The sequence below is a fragment of the Longimicrobiaceae bacterium genome, from assembly GCA_035936415.1.
Lineage (GTDB): Bacteria > Gemmatimonadota > Gemmatimonadetes > Longimicrobiales > Longimicrobiaceae > JAFAYN01.
On the sequence record DASYWD010000019.1, the window covers coordinates 1 to 2,323 of the forward strand.

At 68.8% G+C, this 2,323-nt stretch carries 2 protein-coding genes; one reads left to right on the top strand and one right to left on the bottom strand.

Annotated elements, in window-relative coordinates:
* Positions 1–125: 125 nt before the first annotated feature.
* The gene (locus VGR37_00880) at positions 126–1,685 is read right to left on the bottom strand and encodes a M14 family metallopeptidase (GenBank protein HEV2145948.1); all 1,560 of its coding nucleotides are present in this window, start codon (positions 1,683–1,685) and stop codon (positions 126–128) included.
* A gap of 198 nt (positions 1,686–1,883) precedes the next feature.
* Here VGR37_00880 and VGR37_00885 point away from each other — a divergent pair, with 198 nt between their 5' ends.
* Entirely contained in the window at positions 1,884–2,282 is a 399-nt protein-coding gene (locus tag VGR37_00885) for a hypothetical protein (protein ID HEV2145949.1), read from the top strand.
* Positions 2,283–2,323: the final 41 nt, after the last annotated feature.

A 2,323-nucleotide genomic window follows, 5' to 3' on the forward strand; every position in this document is an offset into this window, starting at 1 on the left:
CATCCCGCCTGTGCTCCGTACCAGCCTTGCCTCCTCTGTTACGCCTCCCGCGGAGCCGCCGCTGCGTGCCCTCTCCACGGCCAATCCTGCCGTCGACTCGGTGCCGCCTCCGAAGGCCCCCTTCTTCAACAGCCTTTTAGATTCCAGTTCAGGAATCCATCGTCAGAACGGGGCTCCAGTAGGGTGAAGACGAGCCGCCCCAGCGGCTGCTCCATCGGTACCACCAGTGTCCCTGCCGGGACCTCTCGATCCACTCGTTGGTAGGCGCCCCACACGGTCCGCTCTTGGTGCCCCTGGAAGGACTGCTCGGCGACCCGTGTGGAGTCGATATCGAACTCCTCTACATGGATCCGGATTGGGCGTTCCAGAGCCCAATAACGGACGCCGTGCCCAGCGAGTTGCTCCACTACCTTGTCCAATGTGGCGGGGACGAGATAGGCACGGGGAGCCTTCTCCATCTCCGCGGCCTCGAAATGGATGAACTGTGGCATTCTCTCGGGATGGCGCACCTCCAGTCGGCGCAACATCGGCTCACCACTGTAGGGATTCCGCTCCTCCCGCACCTCGCCCATCAGGATCTCCACAGGACCGGTCCGCTGGACCCGTGCGCGCACCGGGAGCGAATCCCCCACCACTGAGGCACGATCCACCTCCTCGGTGATCCGCCGGACCTGCGAAGCGTGCGCATAGGTCCAGCGAAGTACCTCCTCTACGAACCGCCGGGTAACCTCAATCCGCTCCTTGAACGGGAGGTAAGCATACGCCTCACTCAGGATGGCGAAGCGGTTACGCAGCCCGAGATAGTTGTTGTTGAAGCGGGGGCGATGGTCGAAGGTGTACCACCCTCGCTCCGCCCCCCTTGCCGCTGCCCAGGGCGATTCTGCAGAGGGAACGTTCCCGTAGTGGTAGATGTCCCATCCCTCCTTCTCGTGGATCCGGCGAGTTATTTCCGGGAGCCACTCACTCCGCAGCAGTTCCGTGATGGCTGGGTGGGTGCCGGGATGGAGCGGAGGGGCATACGTGAGATGATACGCGTGATACGTCCCGTTGGTGGCGTGGAGATCTAGTCCCACATGCGGGTCATAGCGGCTCATCATCCCTGCCAGCGAGCGCGCCTCCGGCGAGTCTAGCTTCGTGTGGTCGCGGTTCAGGTCCAGCCCCTGCGCGTTGGGGCGCTGCCCCATCCCCCCCACGGGCCCGTGCTGGCGCGGCCGGTTGACCAGGTTGACGCGCTCGTTCCCGTCCGCGTTGTAGATGGGGGCCAGCAGGAGCACCAGCGAGTCCGCCCACTCCGCGTGCCGGCCGTTCACCAGGTCCCGCACCAGCTGCAGCGTGGCCTCCTTCCCCTCCACCTCGCCCGCGTGGATGTTCCCCTGCACGTAGACGCGCGTCTTCCCGGAGGCCAGCACCGCCTCCGGGCTCGCGTCCGCCACGCGCCCCCAGACCGCCAGCGGGAGGGGGCGTCCCTCGAAGCTGTAGCCGAAGGTGGTGAGGTGCAGCATCCCCGGCGCGGCGCGCTCGGCCGCCTCCAGGAAGGCCACCACCTCGTCGTAGCGGCTGGTCTCGCGGTGGTCCGTGCGCTCCGGGCGCGTCCGGAGCGTGAAGGAGCCCTGCTGCGCGCGCACGGCGGGAGCGGCCGCGAGCGGGAGCAGGACCAGGAGCGCGAGGGTGCGGAGTCGGAGCATCGGGTCTCGGTCGCGGTGTCCGGGGCGGCGCGGCGGGGCCGCAGGGTGGAAACGTAGCCGGTTTCCGGACCCAGGCAACGCCCCCGGCCGGGCGGGCCTTGCCAGGCCGGGGCGAGACCCCTACACTTGCGAGTGTAAAACGAGAGAAAGTAAACAGAAATTACACCGCGGCGGGCGCCCCCTGACCAGGAGGGCCCGTTGAAGCGGCGGGAGCCCCCCAGCACCGAGCAGATCCGGCAGACGGCCGAGCTGCGCGTGCAGGAGACCTCCCTGCGCCAGGTCGCGTACCGGATCGGGCTCAGCCCCATGGGGCTGAAGAAGTTCCTGGACGGCGCGTCGCCCTACGAGGCCAACCGGCGCAAGCTCGCGGACTGGTTCGTGCGCGAGCAGGCCCGCAGCACTGCCCCGCCGCCCGACCCGACGGTGGCGGCGATCGCCGCGGGCGTGCTGCTGCGCGACCTCCCCGGCGGGCTCCGGCGCGAGTCCGTGGGTCCCTTCGTGGAGCTGCTGGAGTCGTTCTACGGCCGCTCGCAGGCGCCCCGCCCCGTCTGGCTGGACGGCCTGCGCGAGAGGCTGGCCCAGGAGCTGGAGAAGTAGCCGCCCGCGCCCTTCCGAGACGACGCCCCCCCCGGGGCTCC